The 21,009-nt window shown below is 73.0% G+C and carries 21 protein-coding genes and 1 pseudogene; 13 read left to right on the forward strand and 9 right to left on the reverse strand.

The genetic code is table 11. The annotated features are described in order from the left end of the window. Window positions 1-41 precede the first annotated feature (41 nt). The gene (locus AC1UE4_RS16515; protein WP_482918404.1) at window positions 42-467 is read left to right on the forward strand and encodes a hypothetical protein; all 426 of its coding nucleotides are present in this window, start codon (window positions 42-44) and stop codon (window positions 465-467) included. Between the two features lie 5 nt (window positions 468-472). On the opposite strand, the gene AC1UE4_RS16520 is transcribed toward AC1UE4_RS16515, so the two are convergent. Together AC1UE4_RS16520 and AC1UE4_RS16525 are read right to left on the reverse strand one after the other, a co-directional pair. Beyond that, on the reverse strand, window positions 473-2,119 hold the full coding sequence (locus AC1UE4_RS16520) for an alkaline phosphatase D family protein (RefSeq protein WP_482918405.1): 1,647 nt from the start codon (window positions 2,117-2,119) through the stop codon (window positions 473-475). 28 nt (window positions 2,120-2,147) lie between these two features. Further along, window positions 2,148-3,479 carry a lactate 2-monooxygenase gene (locus AC1UE4_RS16525; RefSeq protein WP_482918406.1) on the reverse strand — a complete coding sequence of 444 codons (1,332 nt, stop codon included), beginning with the start codon at window positions 3,477-3,479 and terminating at the stop codon, window positions 2,148-2,150. On the opposite strand from AC1UE4_RS16525, the gene AC1UE4_RS16530 reads away from it, so the two are divergent. Both AC1UE4_RS16530 and AC1UE4_RS16535 read left to right on the forward strand, forming a co-directional pair. Beyond that, window positions 3,478-4,539, forward strand: a complete 1,062-nt coding sequence (locus AC1UE4_RS16530; RefSeq protein WP_482918407.1) for a sulfite oxidase — start codon at window positions 3,478-3,480, stop codon at window positions 4,537-4,539. The two genes, AC1UE4_RS16525 and AC1UE4_RS16530, sit on opposite strands and share 2 nt — an antisense overlap. 24 nt (window positions 4,540-4,563) lie before the next feature. Further along, entirely contained in the window at window positions 4,564-5,661 is a 1,098-nt protein-coding gene (locus AC1UE4_RS16535) for a hypothetical protein (protein WP_482918408.1), read from the forward strand. 62 nt (window positions 5,662-5,723) lie between these two features. Here AC1UE4_RS16535 and AC1UE4_RS16540 read toward each other — a convergent pair whose 3' ends face one another. Further along, window positions 5,724-7,232, reverse strand: a complete 1,509-nt coding sequence (locus AC1UE4_RS16540; RefSeq protein ID WP_482918409.1) for a multicopper oxidase domain-containing protein — start codon at window positions 7,230-7,232, stop codon at window positions 5,724-5,726. A 148-nt stretch (window positions 7,233-7,380) separates the two neighbouring features. Here AC1UE4_RS16540 and AC1UE4_RS16545 point away from each other — a divergent pair, with 148 nt between their 5' ends. Both AC1UE4_RS16545 and AC1UE4_RS16550 read left to right on the forward strand, forming a co-directional pair. Then, window positions 7,381-8,799 carry a LysR family transcriptional regulator gene (locus tag AC1UE4_RS16545; RefSeq protein ID WP_482918410.1) on the forward strand — a complete coding sequence of 473 codons (1,419 nt, stop codon included), beginning with the start codon at window positions 7,381-7,383 and terminating at the stop codon, window positions 8,797-8,799. After that, entirely contained in the window at window positions 8,784-9,548 is a 765-nt protein-coding gene (locus AC1UE4_RS16550; RefSeq protein WP_482919039.1) for a GNAT family N-acetyltransferase, read from the forward strand. The genes AC1UE4_RS16545 and AC1UE4_RS16550 overlap by 16 nt, the downstream gene beginning before the upstream one ends. On the opposite strand, the gene AC1UE4_RS16555 is transcribed toward AC1UE4_RS16550, so the two are convergent. After that, window positions 9,549-9,842, reverse strand: coding sequence for a hypothetical protein (locus AC1UE4_RS16555; RefSeq protein ID WP_482918411.1), 294 nt, complete (start codon window positions 9,840-9,842; stop codon window positions 9,549-9,551). Window positions 9,843-9,886: 44 nt separating this feature from the next. Here AC1UE4_RS16555 and AC1UE4_RS16560 point away from each other — a divergent pair. Continuing rightward, window positions 9,887-11,001 (forward strand): annotated as a pseudogene (locus tag AC1UE4_RS16560) (acyl-CoA dehydrogenase family protein). Window positions 11,002-11,005: 4 nt separating this feature from the next. Here the strand turns inward: AC1UE4_RS16560 and AC1UE4_RS16565 are convergent. Beyond that, entirely contained in the window at window positions 11,006-11,839 is an 834-nt protein-coding gene (locus AC1UE4_RS16565; protein ID WP_482918412.1) for an LLM class F420-dependent oxidoreductase, read from the reverse strand. Between the two features lie 36 nt (window positions 11,840-11,875). Between AC1UE4_RS16565 and AC1UE4_RS16570 the strand changes: the two genes are divergently transcribed. Next, entirely contained in the window at window positions 11,876-13,300 is a 1,425-nt protein-coding gene (locus AC1UE4_RS16570; protein WP_482918413.1) for an amidase, read from the forward strand. Here the strand turns inward: AC1UE4_RS16570 and AC1UE4_RS16575 are convergent. After that, on the reverse strand, window positions 13,297-13,683 hold the full coding sequence (locus AC1UE4_RS16575) for a response regulator (RefSeq protein WP_482918414.1): 387 nt from the start codon (window positions 13,681-13,683) through the stop codon (window positions 13,297-13,299). The two genes, AC1UE4_RS16570 and AC1UE4_RS16575, sit on opposite strands and share 4 nt — an antisense overlap. A 39-nt stretch (window positions 13,684-13,722) precedes the next feature. Here AC1UE4_RS16575 and AC1UE4_RS16580 point away from each other — a divergent pair, with 39 nt between their 5' ends. Together AC1UE4_RS16580 and AC1UE4_RS16585 are read left to right on the forward strand one after the other, a co-directional pair. Next, window positions 13,723-14,118, forward strand: a complete 396-nt coding sequence (locus tag AC1UE4_RS16580; RefSeq protein WP_482918415.1) for a DUF6220 domain-containing protein — start codon at window positions 13,723-13,725, stop codon at window positions 14,116-14,118. Window positions 14,119-14,204: 86 nt separating this feature from the next. Next, on the forward strand, window positions 14,205-14,588 hold the full coding sequence (locus tag AC1UE4_RS16585; protein WP_482918416.1) for a helix-turn-helix transcriptional regulator: 384 nt from the start codon (window positions 14,205-14,207) through the stop codon (window positions 14,586-14,588). A 5-nt stretch (window positions 14,589-14,593) separates the two neighbouring features. Here AC1UE4_RS16585 and AC1UE4_RS16590 read toward each other — a convergent pair whose 3' ends face one another. Then, the gene (locus AC1UE4_RS16590) at window positions 14,594-15,679 is read right to left on the reverse strand and encodes a methyltransferase (protein WP_482918417.1); all 1,086 of its coding nucleotides are present in this window, start codon (window positions 15,677-15,679) and stop codon (window positions 14,594-14,596) included. Between the two features lie 26 nt (window positions 15,680-15,705). Between AC1UE4_RS16590 and AC1UE4_RS16595 the strand changes: the two genes are divergently transcribed. After that, entirely contained in the window at window positions 15,706-16,926 is a 1,221-nt protein-coding gene (locus AC1UE4_RS16595; RefSeq protein ID WP_482918418.1) for a glycoside hydrolase family 3 N-terminal domain-containing protein, read from the forward strand. Here the strand turns inward: AC1UE4_RS16595 and AC1UE4_RS16600 are convergent. Next, a complete protein-coding gene (locus AC1UE4_RS16600; RefSeq protein WP_482918419.1) occupies window positions 16,907-17,839 on the reverse strand; it encodes a LysR family transcriptional regulator in 933 nt (310 codons plus the stop codon). The genes AC1UE4_RS16595 and AC1UE4_RS16600 overlap by 20 nt on opposite strands. A gap of 71 nt (window positions 17,840-17,910) precedes the next feature. Here AC1UE4_RS16600 and AC1UE4_RS16605 point away from each other — a divergent pair, with 71 nt between their 5' ends. Continuing rightward, window positions 17,911-18,195, forward strand: a complete 285-nt coding sequence (locus AC1UE4_RS16605) for a hypothetical protein (protein WP_482918420.1) — start codon at window positions 17,911-17,913, stop codon at window positions 18,193-18,195. On the opposite strand, the gene AC1UE4_RS16610 is transcribed toward AC1UE4_RS16605, so the two are convergent. Further along, window positions 18,170-18,763 (reverse strand): TrmH family RNA methyltransferase, encoded by a 594-nt coding sequence (locus AC1UE4_RS16610; RefSeq protein ID WP_482918421.1) that lies wholly within the window; start codon window positions 18,761-18,763, stop codon window positions 18,170-18,172. The two genes, AC1UE4_RS16605 and AC1UE4_RS16610, sit on opposite strands and share 26 nt — an antisense overlap. A 131-nt stretch (window positions 18,764-18,894) precedes the next feature. Between AC1UE4_RS16610 and AC1UE4_RS16615 the strand changes: the two genes are divergently transcribed. Both AC1UE4_RS16615 and AC1UE4_RS16620 read left to right on the forward strand, forming a co-directional pair. Then, entirely contained in the window at window positions 18,895-20,091 is a 1,197-nt protein-coding gene (locus AC1UE4_RS16615) for a cytochrome P450 (protein WP_482918422.1), read from the forward strand. Between the two features lie 10 nt (window positions 20,092-20,101). Next, on the forward strand, window positions 20,102-21,001 hold the full coding sequence (locus AC1UE4_RS16620) for a glutathione S-transferase family protein (protein ID WP_482918423.1): 900 nt from the start codon (window positions 20,102-20,104) through the stop codon (window positions 20,999-21,001). Window positions 21,002-21,009 lie beyond the last annotated feature (8 nt).

The following is a 21,009-nucleotide window of genomic DNA, read 5'->3' on the forward strand; positions in this document are numbered from 1 at the left end:
GGCAGGCTCGCCATGCCTCTTGGAGGAGGGCAGTCCTACCGATGTTCCAGTTCAGCCGTGCGATCTACCGGGAGCTGCACGACGAGGTGCAGCCGCTCGTCGGTGTCGACATCGAGGAAGCGCGCATGCGGGTGCTCGCGTCCTGCGAGGACGCGATCACCCGCATCGCCGAGGATCCGTACGCGAGCGCCCGGCCTGCCCGGGCGCTGTTCCGCGACATCCGCCAGTGCTTCCCGCTCGCGGCTCAGCCGCGGGTCTGGCGCGTCGTCGACGTCTACGTCGACGCGGCGCGGGACGCGTCGGTCCGGATGCGGTCCGAGCGCCGCGACGGCCTCGGCGGCGCGCTGCGGTGCGCGGCGGTCACCCGTCACGGGACGGCATGCCGCCGCGAGCCGCTGCCGGGCCTGTCGTTCTGCCCGTCGCACAAGCACCTGCACGTTCCGCGCGCGGAGCGAACGGCGGCGTAGGCCGCTCAGGCGAGCTTGCGGTTCAGCGCCTCGTGCAGGTCCGGGGCGCGCCACTCGCTCGGCAGCGTCCGCTCGAGCTTCAGCCGCGACCCGCGGCCATGCATCTCGAGCGTCGCGACCTGGTTGTCGAACGTCGGCCCGTGCACGAACTCCCACTCCACATCCGGCGGGCGGACGCCGGCGCTGCGCGCGAGCCAGCGGGCGATCGTCCCGCCCGTGCGCGACATCGCGATCCTCATCGCCCGCTGCTCGCGCCGGTCGAGCGGGTTGCGGAACGGGGAGCAGACCGCCTGGTAGACGTTGCTCTCCACCTCGTGGTCGGGGTGGAACGAGACCTCGGCGAGGTAGGCGTGGTGCACGTCGCCGGAGACGACCGTGATCGACGCCGGCGGCTTGCCGTGCTTGCCGGCGCCGACCTCGCAGATCCGCGTGACGAGCTTGTCGAACGACTCGTGGAACGCCGCCCAGTGCTCGAGGTCCAGGCCGCGGCGCACCTTCTCGCCGAGCCACCGTCCCGGGCGGCCCCATGCGCCGCCGCAGATCGCCTCGTTCCACGCCTCGAGGTAGTGCAGCCCGTGGCTGAGGAGCAGCGGCAGAGAGCTGCCGATCACGAGGTGGTCGAAGTCGCCGGTCAGGCGCTCGCAGATCCAGTCCCACTCGTCGTCGTCGACCATGCAGCGGCGCCGCTCGCCGTCGAGCACCCGGCCGGCGCGCGAGTCGATGACCATGACGCGCACGCCGCCGTAGTCGCGGCAGTAGCTCCAGCGCGTGCCCTCGGTCTCGTAGTCCGCCTTGCGCGCGAACTCGCGCAGCACGTCCATCGCGTCGTCGGCGGCGAGCACCTGATCGAGCACCTCGTCGTCATGCAGGTGCTCGGGCTGGAGGTTGCCGAGGTGCTGGTAGACCCAGTACGAGGAGAACGCGCCGACGATCCGCTCGTCCCACCAGCCGAGCGACCGCATCTCGTCCAGCCAGGCCCTCGAGATGTTCCAGTCGTCGTGGACGTCGTGGTCGTCGAAGATCATCGCGGTGGCCACGGTGGAGAGCAGCCAGCGCATGACCGGCTCGCCCCACGCCTCCCAGTACAGCCGCGTGTACTCCTCGAAGTTCGCGACCTGCTCGCCCGGCGGCTTGTCCGTCCCGCGCGTCGCGGCTATGTACTCGCGCGTCCGCGGCGAAACCTCGTCGGCGTACACCTGGTCGCCGAGCATGAGCAGGCGGTTCGGCCACGTGCTCGGATCGGTGTCGCGCATCCGCAGCGCGAGCGCGTAGAGCGCGTCGACCTCGCGCCCGCGATCGTCGTCGTCCTTGCGCTGCGCGTACGGCGGCTCGTGCGGCAGGCAGACGCGGCAGGAGCCGAAGGCGATCCGCGCCGGCTCGTCGTCGGCGGGCGTGCGGATGCTGCTCGGCGGGAACGGGCTGTCGGGCAGCGGCCAGACGACCTCGCCGTCGAGCGCGACCTCGTACGGGTTGTGGCTGCCGGGCTCGAGCCCTTCCACGTGGACGAGCGAGTAGTGGTGCCGACCGACGCAGAACGTCCGCGCCGAGGCGCCGAGGATCGTCACCTCGCACGGCGCGTCGGTCTCGACCCAGACCGTCGCCTCCGTCTCGTCGACGTAGCGCAGGACGGGGCCGAGGATCAGGGACGCCACGTGGGTCGTCTACCCCAAGCGCGTGTCGTCAGGCGTTGACGGGCGCGGTTTCGACTCGCACGACGGCGTCGCGGTCGATGTCGCCGATCGACGCGCAGCCGGCGAGCCCCATCGTGAGGTCGAAGTCGGCGAGGAAGTTCTCGAGCACCTCGCGCGCGCCCGCCGCGCCCGCGAGCGCGAGCCCGTACACGTAGGGCCGCCCGAGCAGCACGGCGGTCGCACCGAGCGCGAGGGCCTTGAACGCGTCGGCGCCGCTGCGGATGCCGCTGTCGAGCAGGACCGGGATGCGGCCGCCGACCGCGTCGGCGACGGCCGGGAGCGCGTCGAGCGTGCCGATCGCGCCGTCGACCTGGCGGCCGCCGTGGTTCGAGACGACGATGCCGTCGATGCCCTCGTCGACGGCGCGCGCCGCGTCGTCGGGATGGACGATGCCCTTGAGCAGGATCGGCAGCGACGTCCGCTCGCGCAGGAACGGGATGTCCTCCCAGGTGAGGCTCGGGCGCGAGTAGATCTGCGTGAAGCGCTGGACCGCGGCGCGGGCGTCGCCGCTCGCCAGCGCCTCGCGGAACGGCGCCGGGTAGGCGCGCGTCAGCTGGATCAGCGTCTTGATCGCGGCCGGGGTCGGCTTCGGCTGCGGCGTCGCATCGCCGGCCGGGTCGACGCCGCTCGCGTGCAGCAGCTGCTTGAAGACCGGGTCGCTCGTGTACTGCGCGATGCCCTTGCCGCGGAGGAACGGCAGGTACGCGCGGTCGAGGTCGTGCGTCCGCCAGCCGAGGATCGTCGTGTCGAGCGTGATCGCGATCGCGTCGGCGCCGCACGCCTCCGCACGGGACGCGAACGAGGCGACGAGGTCGTTCTCGGTGCTCCAGTACAGCTGGAACCAGCGCGGCGTGTCGCCGAGCGCCCGCGCGATCTCCTCCATCGGCTTCGACGCCTGGTTGGACATCACCATCGGCGTGCCGGTCTCGCGCGCGGCCTTGGCGACGTTCAGGTCGGCGCCACGATCGACCATCTCCAGCACGCCGATCGGCGCGGTCAGGAACGGCCCCGGCAGGGTGCGGCCGAAGAGCTCGACGCGCGTGTCGCGCCTGCCGACGTCGCGCAGCATCCGCGGCACGATCTGCCAGCGGTCGAACGCCTCGCGGTTGGAGCGCATCGTGCGTCCGGTGCCGGCGCCCCCCGCGATGTACGCGAAGGCGTCGCGCGACATCGCGCCGCGCGCCTTCTCCTCGAGGTTCGTGGCGTCGGTGGGCACGCGCGGCCGGCGGCCGGCGACGCCCTGGAGGTAGATGGAGGTCTGGCGAGCGAGCCCGTGCATCCGCCCGATCGTCGCACGGCGGAGGTAGGGTCGGTCGCACATGACGACGACGCCGCCGGGCATCTCGGTCGAGGAGCTGCAGCTCGCCGCGCGCAACCACGGCATGCCGCTCGAGGCGCTGCGCCACGAGCTCACGCCGCTCGGCCTGCACTACCTCCTGGTGCACTACGACATCCCGGTCGTCGACGCGGCCGCGTGGCGGCTGGAGGTCGGCGGCAGCGTGGCGCGGCCCGCGTCGCTGGCGCTCGAGGACCTGCAGGCGCTCGGCACGGTGACGCAGCCGGTGACGATGGAGTGCGCGGGGAACGGGCGGGCGCGGCTGGACCCGCGGCCGGTCAGCCAGCCATGGCTGCTCGAGGCGGTCGGCACCGCGGCGTGGACGGGCGTGCCGCTGCCTCGGGTGCTCGAGGCGGCCGGCGTCGAGGACGGGGCGGCCGAGGTGCTCTTCACCGGGCTCGATCGCGGCGTCGAGGGCGGCGAGGAGCAGGCGTACGCCCGCGCGTTGACCGTCGAGGACGCGCTGCGCGAGGAGGTGCTGCTGGCGTGGGCGGTCAACGGCGTGCCGCTGCCGCCGCAGCACGGGTTCCCGCTGCGGCTCGTCGTGCCCGGCTGGTACGGCATGACGAGCGTCAAGTGGCTCGCGCGGATCACCGTGCTGGACGAGCCGTACACCGGCTACCAGCAGGCGACCGCCTACCGCTGGCGCACGACGGAGGACGATCCCGGCACGCCGGTCACCCGGATCGAGCCGCGGGCGCTCATGGCGCCGCCCGGCATCCCGGACTTCATGACGCGGCGCCGGTTCGCCGAGGCCGGCTTGCTCGAGATCACGGGCCGCGCGTGGTCCGGCTGGGGCCCGATCGAGGCGGTCGAGGTGAGCACCGACGACGGCGTGACGTGGTCGGCCGCCGAGGTCGGCGAGCCGCCCGGGCCGTACGCGTGGACGCCGTGGACGTTCGCGTGGGACGCGACGCCCGGCGAGCACGTCCTGGGCTGCCGCGCCCGCGACGCGACCGGCCGAGCCCAGCCCGACGCCCCGCCCTGGAACGTCGGCGGCTACGCGAACACCGACGTCCAGCGCGTCCCGATCACCGTCCGCTGAACGATCCCCTACCCTCCGGCCCGCGTGGCCGTCCGTCCCGTCTTCGCCGCCGTCGCCGCCTTCGCGGCGCTCCTCTTCGCCGCCTCTCCCGTCGGTGCGGTCCGGGCCCCGGCGGGGTGGCCCCACCATCTCGCGATCGGCGCGGCGGATCAGCCCGGCGGGGCGGCGTCGCTCAAGCGTCTCGGCCGCGTCGACCTCCGCTACCAGTACCTCACGGGCGGCCTCGACGGGAACGGGTGGTCGCGCTGGAACGAGGACGGCACGTTCGTCAGCCGCTACGTCGCCGAGTCGCGCGCCGCGCACGTCCTGCCGGTGCTCACGTACTACCAGGCGCTGCCCTCGTCGCGGGGCGGCGGCGACGAGGCCGAGCGCGACCTCGGCCTGCTCGCCGACACGCCGCAGCTCAAGCGCTACTTCGCCGACTTCAAGCTCGCGCTGCAGCGCATCGGCCGGGCGCGCGCGGTCGTCCACGTCGAGCCGGACCTCTGGGGCTACGTCCAGATGGCCGCGACGCGGGACGACGCGAGCACGGTGCCGGGGGCCGTCGCCTTCGCGCGCCGGTTCATCCGGCTGCGCGACCGCTACGCGCCGAACGTGCTGCTCGCGTGGCACCTCAGCTCGTGGGGGACGAACCGCTCCCACACGGCCGGCAACTTCGCGGCGGCGCGGACCCGCGCGCTCGCGCGGCGGTCGGCGTCCTTCTACCGCTCGCTCGGCGCCCGGTTCGACCTCGTCTTCAACGACGTCGCCGACCGCGACGACGGCTGGCGCGTGCACGTCAACGGCGAGCGCGTGGCCCGCGACCACTTCGACCGCGGGGACTTCGGCCGCCACGACGTCTACCTCTCGGCGTTCACGCGCGCGACGCGGACGCCGGTCGCGCTGTGGCAGCTGCCGGTCGGCTCGTCGGGCCTGCCGGACACGTGGGCGAAGTTCCGCGACAACCGCCTTGAGTGGTGGCTGCGCCCGGGCAACCGCGCGCACCTGCGGCGGACGAGGCGCGCCGGGGTGATCGGCCTGCTGTTCGGCGCGGGCGCCGACGGCTGCACGACCGTGCGCACCGACGGCGGCGTCTTCTTCCGGTTCGCGTCGGCGTACGCCGGTCGCCGCCTGCGGATCTGACGCACAACGCGGAGCGGGCGCCCGTTGGGCGCCCGCTCCGTTGCCTCGGATGGACTTCGCGGCTACTTCACCGTGAAGGGGATGTGCTGCATCGAGTAGTGGCCGGGGATGTGGCAGATCAGCTCGTACTGGCCGGGCTTCAGGTCGGCGGTGACCGTGTCGGTCGCGCCGCCCGCGATGTCCTTGCCGGAGGCGAGCAGCGACTCGTGGTCGACCAGGCCGCCATCGACCTTGGCCGGCGCCGGCGAGACGGCGAACCCGTGGATCGTGTTGCCCGAGTTCTTGACGGCGAAGGTGACCTTGCCCGCCTTGAACTCGGCCTTGTCGGCCTTGATGAACATGTCGCCGAGCTCGACGTTCACGTCGCCCTTGGCCGCGGCCGGCTGCGACCCGGCGCTGCCGCCCATGTCATGGCCGCCGCCGGCGGTCGCGGCGTCTGCGGTCTTCAGGACGCCGATCGCTCCCTTGACCGCGTCGCCGAAGGCGTGGGTCACGAAGGGGAAGGTCCCCTCCTCGTCGAGCGTGAACTCGACCCAGCCGCCCTGCGACGGCGCGAGGTTGATCGTCTGCGAGTCGCGGCCGACGGTGCCCTCGACGTGCGTCTTGTCGAAGACGGTCCCGATGACGTGGAAGGCGGACCAGATGCTCGGGCCGGCGTTCAGGACGTACATCCGGATGCGCTCGCCCTTGCGGACCTCGATCGGCTGGTCCTTGTACTGGTTCGCGAAGCCGTTGAAGGCGATGACGTCAGGCTTCTTGGCCTCCATCTTCGTCATGTCGGCGTCCTGGCCGGGCTTGCCGATGTAGAACTCCTGCTGCGTCATGAAGAGCTCGCGGTCGACGGGAGCGAGGCCCTTCGGCTTGACGATCATCATCCCGACCATGCCCGCGCCGGTGTGCATGAGGACCGGCTGCGTCGCGCAGTGGTACATGAACACGCCGGGGTGCTTCGCCACGAACGTGTAGTGCATGGACTTGCCCGGCAGGATGTCGGCGTAGCGCTTGCCGGGGTTCACCTCGGCGGAGTGGTAGTCGAGCGAGTGCGGCAGGTCGACGTTCATCGCCTTCTCGGACCCGTTCGTGATCGTGAAGTCGACCTTGGTGCCCTCCTCGACGACGATCGGCGCCGAGAGGCCGTTGCCGCGGTAGTACTTGCCGTTGACGGCGAAGCTCCAGATCTCCGTCGGCGCGAGGTCCTTGGAGACCTGGGTGACGTGCTGGAACACGTCGACCTTCACCTTGGTGACGGGGGCGGGGAGCGTGGGGTCGACCCACTTGAAGCTCTCGAACGCGACGCCCTTGGACTGGGCGAGCGTCGGGGTGGCGGCCGCGGCCGGCGCGGCGGCGGCGGCCTTCGGAGCGGCGGTGGTCACGGTGGTCGCGTTGTCGCCGGACGACCCGGCGAGGGCGAACGCTGCGACGACGACGGCCATGATCGCGACGAGCCCGACGAGCCCGACCGCGACGAGGACCCACTCGCGGGCGACCTTGCGGTCGTCGACGACGGGGGGAGCGTCCAGCGGGGACTGCGCGAGCTGCTCTTCGAGGGGGTGGTCGGTGAGGGTTGACATCGTGTGGCTCCTTCCGAGGCGATTCATCCGATGCATCACGATCATCGGCCCACCACCCTCTGTTCGCCCGTGTTCATGGGCGAAAGCCATGCTGGCTTGCGCGAGGCTCATCACTTCCGGGAATGGGGTCCGTACTCTCCCCGGAGCGATGTCCGGTCTCGTCCGCAGCCCCGATCTGAACGAACTACGCGGCTTCTGCGCCGCCGCGGATCTCGGCAGCGTCGGGCGTGCGGCGCTGCGGCTGCGGATCTCGCAGCCCGCGCTGTCGAAGCGCATCCAGGGCCTCGAGCAGCTCGTCGGCGTGCAGCTGCTCGAGCGCTCGCCGCGCGGCGTCTCGCTCACGCCCGCGGGGCGGCGCCTCTACGAGGAGGCGCGCCGCGTGCTCGCGCAGGCCGAGGGGCTCGAGCAGGTCATCCTGAGCCTGCAGCACACGATGGTCCCGGTCCGGCTCGCCGCGAGCCACTCGGCCTCCGAGGCGTTCGTCGCCGACACGCTGGCCGAGCGGGGCGACGACCAGCACGCGCCCGTCGAGCTCGTCACCGCCAACAGCCAGGTCGTCCGCGCCTTCGTCGCCGACGGGCGCGCCGACCTCGGCGTCGCCGCGAGCCGCCCCGAGGCGACGCCGAACCCCGAGGTCCGCGAGGAGCACCTCGCCGCCGACGCCGTCATCTGCGCCGTGCCCGGCGGCCACCTGTGGGCGAACCGGCGGCGGATCACGCAGGCCGAGTTCCTGCGCACGCCGATGGTCGTCCGCGATCCCACCTCGAACGCGCGCTGGACCGTCGACGCCGAGCTGCGCCGCCACGGCCTCACCGCCGCCCCGCCGATCGTGCAGGCGTCCACGCCGGGCACGGCGCGCCGCGAGGCGATCTCCCGCAACGCGCCGGTCCTGCTCGCCCGCAGCGTCCTGCGCGGCCACCACTTCGTCGAGGTCGGCGTCGACGGCCTGACGTTCCCGCGCTCGTTCGTCCTCGTCCTCCCGGCGTCGGGAGAGCCGAACGCCGACGTCCGCGACCTCGCCGACCGCCTTCGCAGCGCCGCCGCGGCGCTTGGAGCCGCGCCTGTAACGGACGGAGGCCGGAGCGTACGGTGCTTGACGGCGATGAGCACGCAGCGGCCAACCGTCACCGGTCTCTTCGAGGCGCACCTCACCGTCGCCGACGTCGCTCGGTCGACGGCGTTCTACCGCGACGTGGTCGGGCTGCCCGTCGCGCTCGAGCTGCCGGAGCGCGGCGCCGCCTTCCTCTGGGTGGGAGCGCCCGGCGAGGCGATGCTCGGGCTGTGGTCAATGGGGTCGGCCCCCATGGGCATGCAGCTGCACGTCGCGCTGCGCACGTCGACGGCCGACGTGCTCGGGGCCTGCGAAGGCCTGCGCGCCGCCGGCGTCACGCCGCTCTCGTTCTTCGGCGAGGAGACCGACGAGCCCAGCGTCATCGGCTGGATGCCCGCCGCGGCGGTCTACTTCCGCGACCCGGATGGGCACATGCTCGAGTACCTGGCGATGCTCGACGAGCCTCCGCGGCCCGAGGCCGGGATCGTCCCGTGGTCGCGATGGACGTCGAGCTGACGGCGGGCGACGCCGCGCTGCTGGACCGCGGCAACGCGACGTTGGCGGCGTCGTGGGAGGCCTATGCGCGGGGGTCAACCGGCGCGGCGGTCCTGCGTCTGCCCGGCGTGGTGGCGGCGGTCTTCCCCCGCGAGCCGCAGCGGTCCGTCTACAACAACGCGCTGATCGAGCCGCGCCCGGGCGCGGTGGAACGTGGCGAAGCGATCGACGCGCTCGAGGAGGCGTACGCGGCGGCCGGCGTCGATCGCTACGCCGCATGGGTCCACGAAGGGGACGCCGTGATGCGCATCGCGTTGGAGCGGCGCGGCTACACGATCGACACCGCGACCCGGGCGATGGGCATGCAGCTCGGCGAGGTTCGGGCGCCCCGATCGCCCCTGCCGGTCGCGAGGGCGGACTGGCCGGCGTATCTCGCGTTCCTCAGCCGGTCCGGCTTCCCCGACGGCCTGCTGGCGGACGTCGACCCGGCCGCGTTCCACGTCGTCCTCGCCGGGACGGACGGCGACCGGGTCTCCGGCGGGCTCGCCTACGACCTCGGTGACGACTGCGGCATCTACAACGTCGCCACGCTCGAGCACGCTCGCCGGCGCGGGCTGGCGAGCGCGGTCACCGTCGCGCTGCTGCGCGGCGCGCAGCTGCGCGGGCGCCGGACCGCGACGCTGCAGGCCAGCGCGATGGCCGAGCGCCTCTACCGCTCGCTCGGGTTCCGAGACCTCGGCAGGCTGCTCGAGTACGTGCCGGCGCGGTGATCAGCCGTTCGCGCGCTGCGCGTGCGCGCGGAACTGGTGCTCGAAGCTCGCGAAGCGGCCGCGCTTCGTCGGAGCGAAGAGCCAGGCGGCGATCGCGCAGAGGCCCATCAGCGTCGCGAGCGGCTCGGCGGCCATCGTCTCGCCGGTCGCCGCCAGGAACGCCGCCGGCGCGGCGAGCAGCGCGGCCGGGACGGCGAAGAGCGTGGCGGCCTCGGCGCTCTTGCTCAACCGCGGCCGCAGGCGGACGGACACGACGAGGGCGGCGATGAGGAGAGCGAGGCAGAAGACGAGCACAGGAAGACTGTAGGTTCGCCGCCCCGGAACGGCAAGGGGTTGGCATGCTGGACCTCGGCGCACTCGACGCCTTCATCGAGCGGGAGCTCGCGCCGCTGCAGGCGCAGCACCCGCAGTACTTCGATCACCGCCGCGAGTTCGCGCGCACCGACGCCGACCGCGGCGGGATCCCGCGCGAGGAGTGGGAGGAGCTGCTGCTCGAGATGACGCGGCGCGCGGACGCCGCGGGCTTCTACCGCTACGCCTGCACTCCGACCTCCAGACGGAGACGTCGGTCGTCGGCAACTTCCCGATCGCGCTCGTCCTCCACGCGCTCGGCACGCCGGAGCAGAAGCAGCTCATCGAGCCGAACATCCGCCTCGACGAGCCGATCGCGTTCGGGCTGACCGAGCCGAACCACGGCAGCGACGCCACGTGGCTCGAGACGACGGCGCGGCGCGACGGCGGCGACTGGGTCATCAACGGGACGAAGCGCTTCAACACCGGCATGCACCGCGCGACGTACGACCTCGTCTTCGCGCGCACCTCCGGCGAGGCCGGCCATCCGCGCGGCATCACCGCGTTCCTCGTGCCGACGAGGACGCCGGGCGTCGAGGTGCTGTCGCACTGGTGGACGTTCAACATGCCGTCCGACCACGCCGAGGTGTCCTTCACCGACGTGCGCGTCCCCGACAGCGCGATCGTGGGAGAGGAGGGCGCCGGCCTCGCCGCGGTCTTCCTCTTCGTCAACGAGAACCGCATCCGCCAGGCGGCGAGCGGCGTCGGCGCCGCGCAGTTCTGCGTCGACCGCAGCGTCGCCTACGCGAACGAGCGGATCGTGTTCGGCAAGCCGCTCGCCCGCAACCAGGCGATCTCGTTCCCGCTGGCGGAGCTGCACACCGAGTGCGCGCTCGTCCGCGGCTTCGTGCGCGCGACCGCGGAGCAGATGGACGCCGTCGGCTCCGCGCAGGTCGGCACTGAGGTCTCCATGTGCAACTTCCGCGCTAACAAGCTCGTCTGCGAGGCGGCCGACCGCGCGATCCAGGTTCACGGCGGCATGGGCTACACGCGCGACCTGCCGTTCGAGCACATCTACCGCCACCACCGGCGATACCGGATCACCGAGGGGTCCGAGGAGATCCAGCTGCGCACGATCGCGCGGTCGCTGTTCGCGCGCTAGCGGCCTACCAGCCGTCGACGCGCCGGACGAGCGTGTCGAGCCGCCGCTCCACCTCGTCGCGGTCGCCGGGGGGCAGGTAGAAGACCGCACGGTCGACGCCCGCCTCGGCGTAGCGCTCCATGCGCTCGGGGCGCGTCGACGCGGCGTTGATCGTGACGCCGATCTCGCGGCCGGCGTCGGCGGCGCGCCGCTCGAGCTCCGCCATCTGCCGCACGAGGAGGTCGTCGTCGAAGACGTTCGGCATCCAGTGGTCGCCGTACGCGAGGACGCGGTCGAGCACGGTCGGGCCGTTGCCGCCGACGAACACCGGCGGGTGCGGGCGCTGGACCGGCTTGGGCCAGCACCAGATCCGGTCGAACGAGACGAACTCGCCGTCGTAGCTCGCCTCGTCCTCGGTCCAGATCGCGCGCATCGCCTCCATGCGCTCCTGCAGCAGGGCCATGCGCGTGCGCGGGTCGGTGCCGTGGTTGCGCATCTCCTCGCGGTTCCACCCGGCGCCCACGCCGAAGAGGAACCGGCCGCCCGAGACGTGGTCGACCGACGCGACCTCCTTCGCCGTGACGATCGGGTCGCGCTGGATGACGAGCACGACGCCGGTGCCGATCCGCAGCTTCGACGTCGCCGCGGCCGCCGCCGTGGCGGCGACGAAGGGATCGAGGATGCGCGCGTACTCGCGCGGGAGGTCGCCGCCGGCCGGGTACGGCGTGTCGCGGCTGGCCGGGATGTGCGTGTGCTCGGGGAACCAGAGCGACTCGAAGCCGCGCTGCTCGACGAGCTCCGCGACCTCACCGGGGCCGATCGTCTCGTCGGTTGGGAAGATGGCGACCCCCAGATGCACGGCGCGCACCCTACTTCCACGATCACCGCGTCAGGCGTGTCGATCGCTCGCGCGATCCGCACCGGTGAGACGACCGCCGAGGAGGTCGTCTACGAGCACTGCCTGGCGCTCCACCGCTCGCAGCCGCGGACGAACGCGCTGGCGTGCGACCGCTTCGAGGACGCGCTGGCCGAGGCGCGCGCCGCGGACGAGCGCGTCGCCGCCGCGCGCGCCGCGGGCACCGAGGACGAGCTGCCCCCGCTGCTGGGCGTGCCGTGCACGATCAAGGAGTCGATCGCGCTGGCGGGCATGCCGCACACCTCCGGGCTCGTCGGCCGGCGCGGCCGGCTCGCGGACGCCACCGCGCCGACGGTGCAGCGGCTGCTCGACGCGGGGGCGATCGCGGTCGGCAGCACGAACGTCTCGCAGCTGACGATGTGGATCGAGTCCGACAACCGCGTCTACGGCCGCACGCGCAACGCGTACGACCCGCGGCGGATCGCGGGCGGCTCGTCCGGCGGTGAGGGCGCGGCCGTCGGGTCCGGCGGCGTGCCGTTCGGGCTCGGGTCGGACATCGCCGGCTCGATCCGCCTGCCCGCGTTCTTCAACGGCGTCTTCGGCCACAAGCCGTCGGCCGACCTCGTGCCGAACACCGGGCAGTTCCCGTCGACCGAGGGCGACGCCGCCCGGCTGCTGTCGATCGGACCGCTCGCGCGACGGGCGGAGGACCTCATGCCCGTGCTGCGGCTCATCGCCGGCCCGGACGGGACGGACCGGCGCTGCGTCGAGGAGCGGGCGCTCGCGGATCCGGCGGACGTGACGCTCGCCGGGCGGCGGGTGCTCGTCAACGACGACGGGTCGTTCCTGCCGCCGTCGCGCGAGCTGCGCGAGGCGCGGGATCGTGCGGCCGACGCGCTGGCGAGTGCCGGCGCGAAGGTCGAGACCGTCTCGCTGAGGCCGATGCGCCGTGTGCTCGAGCTGTACCTCGCGACGCTCGGCGCGGGCGCGACCACGTCGCTGTCCGAGGTCGTCGCGGAGGAGCGGTTCACGCGCGGCCCGCGCGGCTGGACCGACGCCGCGCGCGGGCGCGGCGACCACACGCTGCAGATGCTCATCACCCTGAGCGCGGAGAGGCTGCAGAGCAGGCTGCCCGAGGCGCGGACGCGCAAGGCGATCGAGGCGGGCGAGGCGCTGGAGCGCGAGGTCGTCGGCGTGCTCGGCGACGGCGTGATGCTCCACCCGCCGTTCGCGCGCGTCGCGCCGCGGCACAACGGCACGATCGGCCGCCCCTGGACGCTCAGCCGCTGCGCCGTCTTCAACCTGCTCGGCTTCCCGGTGACCCAGGTGCCGCTCGGCCTCGGTCCGTCGGGACTGCCGGTCGGCGTGCAGGTCGCCGCGGCCGAGGGCTGCGACCACGTGACGATCGCGGTGGCGCTGGAGCTGGAGCGCCGCTTCGGCGGCTGGGTCCCGCCCGACGGCTAGGCCGCGCGGCGCTCGTCGGCGACCGCGTGCAGCGTGGCCCGGATCTCGTCGAGGTCCGCGCCCTTCTGCAGGTACCGGTCGGCGCCGCGGCTCATGGCGTGCTCGCCCGCGTCCTCGTACGTCGAGCTGGAGAACACGACGATGCCGCTGTCCGGCGAGGCCTCGCGGATGAGCGGGATCGCCGCGATGCCGTCGAGCCGCGGCATCGAGATGTCGAGGAGCACGACGTCGGGGCGCGTCTGCGCGACGCCGTGGACGCCGGCCTCGCCGTCGCCCGCCTCGCCCACCACCTGCATCCGCCCGTCGTCCTCCAGCGCGAGGCGCATCAGCTTGCGGAAGTCGCTGATGTCGTCGCACAGGAACACGCGGAGCGGCCCGTTCATGGACGAACCCTACGCCGGTGCACCCGGGAGGATGTGGCCATGACCTCGGAAAGCGGAGTGGCGTCCTTCCATCGCGGCCTGGCGTGGGTCTTCCTCGGCGTGGCCGCGCTCGTGCAGTTCTTCCTCGCAGGCCTCGGCGCGTTCGGCGCGGAGTCGTTCGACGCGCACTCCGGTGTCGGGTCGCTGCTGAGCGTCGTCGCGCTGGTGCTCGCGATCCTCGCGTGGATCGGGCGGCGGGAGGCGTTCCAGGCGAGCATCGTCCTGTTCGTCCTCATGCTGGTCCAGCACGCGCTCGGCGCTGCCGGCGAGGACGTCGGCGTGCTGGGAGGGTTGCATCCGGTCAACGGGCTCCTCATCCTCTTCGCGGCCCATCAGGCGGCAAGGGGTCTGCCGTTGCCCGTAGGCGGTTCCCGGCCCGCCACTCGTTCTAGCTGAGGCTCCTCTTTTCAGGCGCGCGTAAGCGCCAGGTTCGTTGCATCCGAACATCTGTACGGAAGATGCTGGCCTCACCCATGAGTGGAGTGAGACCAGCAACGATCAGGACCAGAGCAGCGCTGTTCGACGACGCGACGGCGGTGGTGGCGCAGGACTACGGAAGCGATCTGTCCCTCGACGACGTCGCCCGGCGCATCGCCACGTCACGACGACAGCTGCAACGGATCTACGCGGAAGTCGGCAACACGACGTTCCGTGACCAGCTCACCCGCGTGCGCATGGAACGCGCCGCGGACATGCTGGCGACCGGCCGCGTGACCGTGCGGGAGGTGGCGGCCCGGGTGGGCTACCGCCAGCCGGCGCAGTTCGCGAAGGCCTTCCGGATCCACCACGGCATGGCGCCGTCGGAGTTCCGGGACACGCGCGGAGCAGGTTCCGCGTACGCCGAGGGCGACGGGCTCGCCGCTTAGGCCGCCTAGTTCGCCAGGCCTTCTACCAGCGCGGGTCCCGCCGTCAGACGGACCGCGCCGGGCGTGAGGCCCGCCTGCCGGAGCAGGGCTTGCAGCTCCTTCGCCGAGCGCTGACGGCCGCCGTCGCACTGGGTGAGCATCTGCAGGTCGACGAACGTCGCCACTGGGTCGGGCACGTTCGGCTCCTGCAGGTTCTCCAACAGCACGAGCTTCGACCCGGGCGGCATCGCCGCCCGGACCGTGCGCAGGATCTGCAGCGACCGGGCGTCGTCCCAGTCGTGGAGGATGTCCTTGAGCAGGTAGACGTCCGCCTTCGCGTCGACGCGCTCGAAGATGTTGCCGGCGGAGAGCTCGACGCGGTCCCGGACGCCCGCCTCGGCGAGGTGGCCCTTCGCCTCCTCGATCACTCCGGGCGCATCGACGAGCACACCGGTCAGGTCGGGCCGCGTGCTCAGGATGCCTGCGAGCAGCGTCCCCACGCCGCCCGCGACGTCGCAGATGCGCCCGTGGTCCGGCCAGTCGTAGGACGTCGTCACGATCGGGAGGTCGAATCCGGTCGCGCGGCGCATCGCGGCGGCGAACAGCTCCTCCTCGCGCGGGTTCGCCGCGAAGTGGTCCCACACCGACCGGCCGTGGACCGCGGGGAACGCGTCCTCGCCGGTGCGCACCGTCTCGGTCAGGTGCGCCCACGCCGCCTGCGTCGAAGGGAGCATCTGGTACATCACCCACGGCCAGATCGACCGCGGGTCGTCCTTCGCCAGGACCCGGCCGGTGCGCGTGAGCCGGAACCGCCCGCGCTTGTCGAGCTTGAGGTGGCCACGCAGCGCCATGTACCGCAGCAGCCGGTGCAGCGCGTCCGCGTGCAGGCCCCGCCGCTGCGCGATCTCCGCCGCGGTCGCCGGCCCGCGCTTGAGCTCGTCGCCGAGCTCCAGCTCGCAGAACGTCGCGATGACGCGCGAGTCCATGAAGCCGTTCGACGCGAAGAACGTCGCGACGTCGGCGGGCAGCAGGCGATCGGCGAGAGCGAGCACGGCCCGCCGCGCCCCGAGGGCACCACGAGCCGCGAAGCGCGGCGGGGGACGGTCGGGCATGCCGCGGATCCTGCCACCCTCACGGCGTGCCCCGCGCACCTCACGACCCCGAGGACCCCCTCGACCCCGACCCCTCCCGCCGTTCCCTCGACCCCGATCTCCTCCGCCGCCGCCGCGCGCAGTCTTCGCGGCGCGCCGTTCGCCGGCGGCGCCTCACCGCGCTCGGCGTGATCGGCGGGTTCGCTGCGCTTGTGGGCATCGCGGTCGGCGCGGGCTGGGGTGGGGACGACCCTCTTCCCGCCGAGCGGCCGCGGGCGGCGACGACGAGCGTGGAGGCGGAGACTTCGCGACCTCTCTCGCGGGCGGCGCTCGAGCGGCTGGCCGGCAGCGCGGTGATCCTGCGCTTCCGCGGGACGACGGCGCCGGCCTACGTGACGCGGGCTCTGCGGCGGCGCCGGGCGGCCGGGGTGATCCTCTTCCGCGACAACGTCGTCTCGCGGCCGCAGCTGCGGGCGATGACGAACGCGTTCCACCGTGCCGCGGGCGGCCGGGCGATCGTGATGATCGACCAGGAGGGCGGCGCGATCCGCAACGTGCCGTGGGCGCCGCCGAGCGAGGCGCCGCCGACCGTCTCGACGACCGCGGAGGCAGCGGCGACGGCACGGGCGACCGCTGCGGGCCTGCGCGACGCCGGCATCACCGTGAACCTCGCGCCGGTCGCCGACGTCGCGTCCGTCGACGGGTCGGTCATGCGTTCGCGGGCGTTCTCGCGCGACGCGCGCACGACGGCGCGGCTGGTCGACGCGACGGTCCGCGCGTACGGCGGCTCGCGCGTGCTCCCGACCGTCAAGCACTTCCCCGGCCTCGGCCGCGCGCGGGGCAACACCGACTTCACGCAGGTCACCGCGCCCGGCCGCGGCGAGCTGACGCCGTTCGCCTCGGCGATCGCCGCCGGCGTGCCGGTCGTGATGACGAGCCACGCGCTCTACCCCGACCTCGACCCGACGACGATCGCGTCGCAGTCGCGCCGGATCGTCACGGGACTGCTGCACGAGCGCCTCGGCTTCAAGGGCGTGGTCGTGACCGACTCGATGGAGGCCAAGGCGGTCGTCACGCGGACGTCGACGCCGGCGGCGGCCGTGCGCGCGATGGCGGCGGGCAACGACCTGATCCTCACGACCGGCCGCGGGTCGTACCTCCCCGTGCTCCGCGCGCTCGCCGCGAGCGCACGCCGCGACGCACGGTTCGAGCGCCGCCTGCGCGAGGCCGTCGCGCGCGTCGACGCGCTCAGGCGGCGACTGCGCTGAGCGTCCCGAGCGAGAGCCGCCGGCCGGCGAGCAGCAGCGCGTCGAGCGCGGCGTCGACCGCGGGCGAGCGGTCCGGCCGCGCGATCGCGAGCACCCGGCGGATCGGCGGCTCGCCCTCGACGGGCTTGACCGCGATGTCGCTGCGGATCGACTGCGCGGCGAGGCTCGGGATGAGCGCGACGCCCATGCCGGAGGCCGTCAGCCCCTGCAGCGCCTGGTAGTCGTCCGTCTCGTAGTGGACCTGCGGCTCGAAGCCCGCGCGGTAGCACGCGCGCCGCACGATGTTCGAGTCCTCGCACGTCCCGCCGACGTCCGGCAGCAGCCACTGCTCGTCGCGCAGCATCTCGAGTGGGACGCTCGGGCGCCGGGCGAGCTGGTGCCCCGCGGGCAGGAGCACGAACATCGGGTCGAGGAAGACCTCCACCGCCTCCGTTCCCTCCGGCGCCGTGAACGGCTGCACCTCGGAGTCGATCACGAGCGCGACGTCGAGCCGGTCGCGGCAGAGCTCCTCGATCGACTGGTCCGGCTCGAGGATCCGCAGCTTCAGCTCGAGGTCGGAGTGCGCGGCGCGCAGCTCCTGGAAGGCCATCGGGACGAGCCCGCCCGCGGCGGTCGCGAACGACCCGACGCGCACGATCGGCGCGTGCGCGCCCGCGGCGGCGCGGACCTCGGCCTCGGCGCGGCGGGCGGCGTCGAGCAGCAGCTCGGCGTGACGGAGCATCGAGTCGCCCGCGGGCGTCAGCGAGACGCCGCGCGCGTCGCGGTCGAAGAGGCGCGCGCCGACCTGCTTCTCGAGGCGGGCGACGTGCTGCGAGACCGCGGGCTGGGTGAAGCTGAGGGCCTCGGCGGCGGCGGAGAACGAGCCGCGCGTCGCGACCTCGCGGAACGTCTCCAGGAGGCGCAGATCGAGCATAACGGCACGTTATCACGTCTAGAGCACATCGTGCTTTGAACTTATGCCTCGACAGGACGAACATCCTGTCCATGACCAGCACCCCCCTCACCATCCGCCTCGCCACCAGCGCCGACGCGACCGCGCTCGACCGCCTCGCGCAGCTCGACAGCCAGACCGCCCGTGACGGCGACCACGTCGTCGCCGAGGTCCACGGCTACCTCCTCGCCGCCGTCGCCCTGGAGGACGGCACGGTCTACGCCGACCCGTTCGAGCGCACCGACGGCGTCGTCGCTCTCCTGCGCGCGCACGTCGGCGCGACGAACAGCCGCCGCCGGCGCAGCCGCCTCCTCACGCGTCCGGCCGTCGCCGCGTGAGCTCCCAGCCCAGGATCGCCGCCGCGGCGGCGACGTTCAGCGACTCGAAGCCGGGCGCCGGGATCGTGACCGCGAGGTCGCAGGTCCGGCGCTCGGCTTCGTTCAAGCCGGCGGCCTCGGACCCCAGCACGACGACGGCGTCGTGCGGCAGCTCGTGAGGAGCGACGCCACCCCGCGGCAGCGCCGCCGCCAGCGGCGGCCGGCCGGGCAGCGAGCCCAGGCGATCCAGCGGCCGCTCCGTCGCGACGAGCCCGGGGGAGAACGACGCTCCCAGCGCCGTGCGCAGCGCCCGCCGCGACCACGGATCCGCGCAGCCGGGCGTCAGCGTGACGCGCGGAAGGCCGAGCGCCGCCGCCGTCCGCAGGATCGCCCCGACGTTCGCCGCGTCGTCCACGCGCGCGAGCACGAGCGACGACGCCGGCAGCCCGTCCGCCGGCTCGTCCGGCATCCGGCAGACCGCCACGACCTCCGGGGGCTGCCCCGCGAAGGCCAGCGCCCGCAGCGCGTCCGCCCCGCCCGTCAGCAGCGTCTCCATCAGGACGCCGGCGGAGATGGCCTCGTCGACCAACGACCTCGAATCGAGCAGGAAGGCACGCTCCTGCCGGCGGAAGTCCGCGTCCCGGAGAAGCCGCGCTGCACGGACGACGTGAGGATCTCGCGCTGACGAGGCGTGATGGTCCATTCGTGTAGCTTCGCGCCGTGCTCGTCTCGGAGGTCGACCTCCCGGAGTTCGACCCGTTCGACCCGGACCTCAAGGGCGACCGGTACCACGCGGTCGTCCGCGATCTGCGCGACCGGTCGTGGCTGGCGAAGTCGCCGCTCGCGTACGCGGTGCTCGAGCGCGAGGCCGCCGCGTTCTTCCTGCGCACGAAGAGCGCGTCGTTCCCCGGCAAGCAGATCGCCGAGCTGTTCGGGATCGCCGAGGGGCCGCTGAAGGAGGAGATCGACCGCAACATCCTCCACATCGACGGCGACGACCACCGCCGCCTGCGCAACCTCGTCAACCCGGCCTTCACGCCGCGCGCCGCCGACCGCTGGCGCCCGGTGATGCGCGGGTTCATCGAGGAGCTCATCCGGCCCGGCGAGGTCGAGCTCGTCGAGGAGGTGTGCAAGCCGTACCCGGCGCTGACGATCGCGACGGTGATGGGCGCGCCGCGCGAGGACGCCGGCCGCCTCGCGGAGTGGTCGAACTGGATCCAGCGCCAGTTCGACGGGCCGACGCTGCTCGCTCATCGCGACCGCGTCGAGCGCTCGTGCGAGGAGCTCTACGCGTACCTCGGCGACCTGCTGACGACCAAACGCTCCCGGCCCGGCGACGACCTCATCTCCACGCTGATCGCAGCCGAGCAGGATGGCGACCGCCTCTCCGACGTCGAGCTCGTCAACCTCGTCCTCAACGTGCTGGTCGGCGGGGTCGACACGACGCAGAGCCAGCTCGCCCACGCGGTCCGGCTCTTCGCCGACCACCCCGACCAGTGGGCGATCGTCCGCGACGACCCGGAGACGTACGTGCCGCGCGCGGTCTGGGAGGTGCTCCGCTACGAGCCGATCACGCCGTTCACGGCGCGGATCATGCTCGAGGACGTCGAACACCGGGATGTCCTCTTCCCGGCCGGGACGATCGTCCTCGTCGGCGCCGTCACCGCCAACCGCGAGGGCGTCGACGACGGCGAGCGCTTCGACGTCACCGCCGACCGCGGCGCCGCGAAGCCGTTCACGTTCGGTGCCGGCATCCACTACTGCCTGGGAGCGAACCTCGCGCGGGCGGAGCTCGAGGAGGCGCTGCACCACCTCGTCCGCATCGCCCCGCAGATCGAGCTGGCCGGCGAGCCCGAGCTCGACTCGATCAACGGCATCTACGGCTACGTCCGTCTGCCGGTCCGCTTCGGCGGGTAGCGCGGGCTGGGTGAACCAGACCTTCTCCCTCGGCCGCGAGGTCGAACGCGACGGCCGCTTCAAGCGCCAGGAGTCCACGTTCCGCGGCTGGGTCGACGACCTCGAGCCCGGCCGGTACCACCTCTACGTCGCGCTGGCCTGCCCCTGGTCGCACCGAGCCGTGATCGTCCGCAAGCTGAAGGGCCTCGAGGACGTCGTCGGCGTCTCCTACCTGCACCCGTACCGCGACGAGCGCGGCTGGGCGTTCGACGGCGAGGACTTCAGCGACGACCTCAACGGCTGGTCGTTCCTGCGCGAGGGCTACGAGGCGACCGACCCGAAGTTCGACGGCCGCGTCACCGTCCCGGTCCTGTGGGACACGCGGGAGCAGGTGGTCGTCTCGAACGAGTCTCAGGACATCGTCCGCATGTTCAACGCGGCCGGCACGGAGGGCGCGGACCTCTACCCGGAGGACCTCCGCGCCGAGATCGACGCGCTGAACGACCGCATCTACGACGAGGTCAACAACGGCGTCTACAAGTGCGGGTTCTCGACGACGCAGGAGGCCTACGAGGAGGCGTTCACCGCGCTCTTCGACCGGCTGGCGACGCTGGAGCAGCTGCTCGGCGAGCGCCGCTACCTCGCCGGCGACCGGATCACCGAGGCGGACTGGCGGCTGTTCGTCACGCTCGTGCGCTTCGACGCCGTCTACTACGTCCACTTCCGCGCGAACGGCCGGCGGCTCGTCGACCACCCGAACCTGTGGGCCTACGCGCGCGAGCTGTACCAGTGGCCGGGCGTCGCGGAGACCACGGACTTCGCCCAGATCAAGCGCCACTACTACACGACGCACGACATGCTGAACCCGAAGCGGATCATCCCGCTCGGGCCGCTCGACACCGACTGGAACGAGCCACACCACAGGGTCTGAGCGACCCG

The organism is Parviterribacter kavangonensis (assembly GCF_056863335.1).

Bases quoted from the DNA above. Each gene is read 5' to 3' on its own strand.
- AC1UE4_RS16515 (WP_482918404.1), top strand. From the start codon at position 42: ATGTTCCAGTTCAGCCGTGCGATCTACCGGGAGCTGCACGACGAGGTG.
- AC1UE4_RS16530 (WP_482918407.1), top strand. From the start codon at position 3,478: ATGACGACGACGCCGCCGGGCATCTCGGTCGAGGAGCTGCAGCTCGCC.
- AC1UE4_RS16525 (WP_482918406.1), bottom strand. From the start codon at position 3,479: ATGTGCGACCGACCCTACCTCCGCCGTGCGACGATCGGGCGGATGCAC.
- AC1UE4_RS16540 (WP_482918409.1), bottom strand. From the start codon at position 7,232: ATGTCAACCCTCACCGACCACCCCCTCGAAGAGCAGCTCGCGCAGTCC.
- AC1UE4_RS16545 (WP_482918410.1), top strand. From the start codon at position 7,381: ATGTCCGGTCTCGTCCGCAGCCCCGATCTGAACGAACTACGCGGCTTC.
- AC1UE4_RS16550 (WP_482919039.1), top strand. From the start codon at position 8,784: ATGGACGTCGAGCTGACGGCGGGCGACGCCGCGCTGCTGGACCGCGGC.
- AC1UE4_RS16575 (WP_482918414.1), bottom strand. From the start codon at position 13,683: ATGAACGGGCCGCTCCGCGTGTTCCTGTGCGACGACATCAGCGACTTC.
- AC1UE4_RS16580 (WP_482918415.1), top strand. From the start codon at position 13,723: ATGACCTCGGAAAGCGGAGTGGCGTCCTTCCATCGCGGCCTGGCGTGG.
- AC1UE4_RS16590 (WP_482918417.1), bottom strand. From the start codon at position 15,679: ATGCCCGACCGTCCCCCGCCGCGCTTCGCGGCTCGTGGTGCCCTCGGG.
- AC1UE4_RS16600 (WP_482918419.1), bottom strand. From the start codon at position 17,839: ATGCTCGATCTGCGCCTCCTGGAGACGTTCCGCGAGGTCGCGACGCGC.
- AC1UE4_RS16605 (WP_482918420.1), top strand. From the start codon at position 17,911: ATGACCAGCACCCCCCTCACCATCCGCCTCGCCACCAGCGCCGACGCG.